At 67.6% G+C, this 4,345-nt stretch carries 4 protein-coding genes; 3 read left to right on the plus strand and 1 reads right to left on the minus strand.

Annotation, left to right across the window (positions count from 1 at the left end):
* Window positions 1–480, plus strand: a 480-nt coding sequence (locus VIM19_04145) for an MFS transporter (GenBank protein HEY5184100.1), incomplete at its 5' end; no start/stop codon positions are given.
* 236 nt (window positions 481–716) lie between these two features.
* A complete protein-coding gene (locus VIM19_04150) occupies window positions 717–1,400 on the plus strand; it encodes a GNAT family N-acetyltransferase (GenBank protein HEY5184101.1) in 684 nt (227 codons plus the stop codon).
* A gap of 348 nt (window positions 1,401–1,748) precedes the next feature.
* Here the strand turns inward: VIM19_04150 and VIM19_04155 are convergent, their stop codons facing one another.
* On the minus strand, window positions 1,749–3,185 hold the full coding sequence (locus VIM19_04155) for an FAD-dependent oxidoreductase (GenBank protein ID HEY5184102.1): 1,437 nt from the start codon (window positions 3,183–3,185) through the stop codon (window positions 1,749–1,751).
* 640 nt (window positions 3,186–3,825) lie between these two features.
* On the opposite strand from VIM19_04155, the gene VIM19_04160 reads away from it, so the two are divergent.
* Complete coding sequence (locus VIM19_04160) at window positions 3,826–4,290, plus strand: cupin domain-containing protein (protein HEY5184103.1); 465 nt, start codon at window positions 3,826–3,828, stop codon at window positions 4,288–4,290.
* Window positions 4,291–4,345 lie beyond the last annotated feature (55 nt).

Here is a 4,345-nt window from a genome sequence, read left to right on the forward strand (position 1 = left end):
GCCATGGCCGGCGCCGCGCACTCCGCCAGCCACCTCGCCGCCGTGGTCGCCGCTCGCTGGATCGCCGGGGTGGGCCTGGCTCTGACGGTCGCCGGCGCGCTGCTGCTATCCAGGTCGCCCGCGACAGCGCACTACGTGACCGACCTGCTGCCCGGTCTGCTGCTCCTCGGCTTCGGCATCGGCCTGGTGTTCGTGTCGGTTTCCATGACGGCGATGAACGGAATCCCTGCGCAGCACGCCGGGATGGCCTCCGGCTTCCTGATGACCGGCCACGAGGTCGGGGCAGCTCTCGGCGTGGCGATCATCTCCGCCGTCGCCGCCACCGGCGGCAGCCTCGCGACCGCTGCCGGTGCCGGAGACGCCTTCGGCCGAGGGATGGTGGGTGCGGCCCTTCTCGCCGTCGCCGTCGTCGTCGCGGCAGTCACGAAGCTGCCCGCGACTCGCCAGGCGGCCGGTGCCGTCGCCCACATGCACCACTGAGCCAGCTACTGACCCGGGTAGGTCCCTCCCCTGCGGGGCTTCTCGGTTGCACGCCCTCGCAGCAGGTCCGTCCCGACGATCCGGACGGACCTGCTGCCGACGCGGTGGTGCTCACGTGCGAGGAGAGAGATTCCTACGTCGCAGTGCGTCACGAACCTGGTGATTCCACCGGTTCGACCACCCGCCCATCTCCCTAGCGTCGATGACATCCGATCCACCTCTGTCGAGGAGCCGTCATGACCGTCACCCTGATGTCCGAGGCCATGCCCGTGCCGCTGGTACGTCACGTGCGCAGCTGGGCCGGCGCAGTCCCGACGCGACCAGGGCTTGTCGTCATCGCCAACCCGCGCGTCGCCCGCGCGGGTTGGGACGGACGTCCCGAGCTGCTCACCGGTCTGGTGGACCCAGCCGGGCGCTGCGTCGTCAGCCTTCCGCCCGATGCGGCCTACGCGGCCTCGACACTGCTGGGCACCGACGGCCCGGTCGACGTCCTTCCGGCTCTGCTCGGGATGCCCGAGCGGACTGTGGAGCGACGCGTCTACCGCTGGACGAACGCACCCACTGAACTCCCCCGTATCGGACAGTGGCTCCCGGCCACCCACCACGACGTCCCCGAGTGGCTACGTCCCTTCGGTGGCGACGTACTCGTCGCCACCGACGACCGGGGCCGTCACCTCGCCGGTGTCGGCATCAAGCGCCACGACCACCTGGTGCACGAGCTCAGCGTCGGGACGGTTCCCGAGGCCCGCGGTAAAGGTCTTGCTCGACTCCTGGTCGCACAAGCCGCCGCGTCCTTGCTGTCACGTGGAGTCGTGCCGACCTACCTTCACCTGCCCGACAACGAGGCATCCGGACGGATCGCGGCGGCAGCCGGCTTCCCGGACCTGGGCTGGAACTCCCTGGCACTAAACGAATCTTGATCCGTCGCGAAACCTCCCTGCAACTGAGGACGAGGAGTGGACTCTGCCCCCCGCCACCTCGTCAAGCGGTCCGGCGGGTCATGGGGATACGGGGTTGCTCACTCGGCTTGAAGAAATCGCATCTCCAACGAAACAGACTCGGGCACCGGGGCAAAAGGTCGCCGGCGGAGCTTCTCGACTCTTGGCCCGAAGACCGCCTGCACTCTGGTTCGGGCTGGACTACATGCCCGGCCGCGGGTTCGGATCTGAGGCCAAGCAGACGTTGTCGATTCGCCAGAACACCGCTGCGCGCCCGGTAGAGCCAGAGGTGGCACTCAACGCGACACCCCACGACTCTGATGGCGATGACTACGACGACGGTTTCGGGATGCGCTCCAAGGGGGTGTGCGCTGGGCCCTCGAGGACGTCACCGTCGGGCGAGAAGCGTGAACCGTGGCAGGGGCAGTCCCAGCTCAAGTCCTCGTCGTTCCATCTCACAAGGCATCCCAAGTGGGTGCATCTCGCGTCGACTTCGTGAAGGTCGCCCGCGCGATCTCGGTAGCGGGCGACGGTGCGTTCGGTTTCGCGACGCACGCCGGACTGCCCGGGTTCGAGGGCGGAGTCCTTCGCACCGGTCAGGGATCGGATGCGATCTCCGACGAAACAGGCCGCAACTTCCACACCCGTAGCAACCAAGCCGGGCAGGCTCCCCGGCAAGCCGGTACGTCTGGGATCCCAGTCGGCAGCCCATGGACTGGGATCGGTCCCCGTCACCAGTGAGTGGATCACATCCGCAGCGGCTGCCGCGTTCGTGTACCCCCATCCGCCGAATCCGGTGGCCATGAGGATACGAGGATCACCGCCGACCTGGCCGACCATGGGGAGGTGGTCGGCGCTGTGCAGGTCCTGGGCCGACCAGGCGAATCGGACGTCCTGGACGTCGAAGACTTCACGGACCCACCGCGCCAGATTGTCGGCCATGGCGCTGGAGGGACCACCGCGGCCCACGAGTTGGTGCTCGCCCACCGCGACAAGCCACGGGCGGCCTTCTCGGAGCACCACCCGGGTCGACCGCGTGGGGTCATCCGAGGTGTAGGTGGTGCCAGCGAGTGCACCGGGCGGGAGGGCGCCCGCTAGGGCGAAGGCTCTGTGGGGCACCAGTCGGGCGAAGGCACCCGCACGGTTCAGGAATGGCATGTGGCTTGCCTCGACGACGTTGCCGACAACGACGAACGATCCGTCGGACAACCCGACGCGGAGGCTCGACTCCTCGGACTCAACGGTCAACGCCGACAACGTGGGCAGGAACCACACCCCGAGCGCTGCACAGGCCGACGTGAGGCCGTTGAGCAGTGCCGCGGGCTGGACCAGCGCCTGGCCCTCATGTCGCAACACCGAAACCGCATCGACGGGGATCGGCAGCTCCCCGTCCGCGAGGGTGGGTATGCCAGCCAGAGTCGACAGCCGTGCCGTCTCGACCAGGTCGGCGCGCCCCTCCTCCCGTGCCGTGTAGACGAAGTGCACGTCATCGGTCAGGTCGCAGGCGATGTTGTATCGGCCGATCGTCTCGCGAAGTCGCTGCAGGCCAATGGCATTCGCGGCGCCGTATCGGACGGCAGCTTCAGCGCCTGCCCTACTGGCGATGCTGGCCAGGGTGGTGCCGTGGGCGGCCGTGAGCTTGACGGTGCTGTGGGTCGAGGTGTTGTCGCCGAAACTGCCGGCATCAACGACCGTGACTTTCATGCCCGATTCGGCCAGGTTCAGGGCGACGAGTAGCCCGGTGATCCCCGCCCCGACGACGAGCACATCGGTACCCCAGACGGGACTTCGATCGGTGGGGATCGCTGACCTCGGGACCGTGGGCTGACAGTCCGCCAACCAAATCGATGTCGCTGCGGTCACGGCAGTGGCTCCTGTCCGGCTGGGGCACCGAACGTCACGACGGTCCAGGAAACGCACACAAGATCCCTGGTCAGCCAGGCGTCCTTGGACGCGTCACCGGGGTCCAGGGCAACACATCGACACTATGCGCATGACCAGCGGCGCACAACTTCCGGCTGGACGGGTTCCCTCGACGCTGTCAGGCGGCGGTGAGACCCCTGATCGGCCGCGGGTCCTTGACGACTGCCTCCGCGACGACGCTCTGGTGCAGGCTGTGATCCCGGCGGAAACGCTCGGGAGCGTGAACGCTTCGTCGATGCTGCCGGACCTCATCCGCGCGATGGCACCCTCAGCCTGCTCGATGCTGGCGCCGCTGCTCAGGGCGCCTTGCAGCCGCTCGGTCAGGACTTCGCCCCTGCGGACGGGCGCTCCTGGAGCAGCCCGATCTACTACGGGCACCGCCGCGCAGCTACCCCACAGGCTTGTATCGAACCGAACTCCACAGAACCCGGAGCGGTTCACCTCGACAAGTCCGCGAGTGCCTGTGCAGGGCTAGTGTCGAAGCATGAGCATCGCAGACATCGGTCCCCGTCCCCAGGCGTTCGACCTGGAGACCGAGACGCTCGAGAACCCCGATTACCGCGCCGTGGTTTGGAGCGGTCCCTACCTGCAGGTCACTGTCATGTCGATTCCGGTCAACAGCGACATCGGACTGGAGAAGCACGGTGAGACCGATCAGTTCATTCGGCTCGAACGCGGTCGCGGTCGCGCCCAGATGGGGCCGGCCAAGGAGAACCTGACCTTCGACCAGGAGGTGACCGACGGCTGGTGCGTCCTCGTTCCGGCCGGCAGCTGGCACAACGTCACCAATATCGGCGCCGAGCCCATGCAGGTCTACACCGTCTACGCACCGCAGCACCACACGCCAGGCAAGGTGCAGCAGTCGAAGACGATCGCCGACGCCGACACCGACGACGAACCCGCCGAGTGGTCTGTTCAACCAGACCCGGTCGCAGACCAGCACGCCTGACCTGAGCGATCCCGATCGAGGAGAAGCTCATGGAGCACTTCGACGTCGTCGTCCT

This window comes from Actinomycetes bacterium (assembly GCA_036510875.1).
Taxonomy (GTDB): Bacteria; Actinomycetota; Actinomycetes; order Prado026; family Prado026; genus DATCDE01.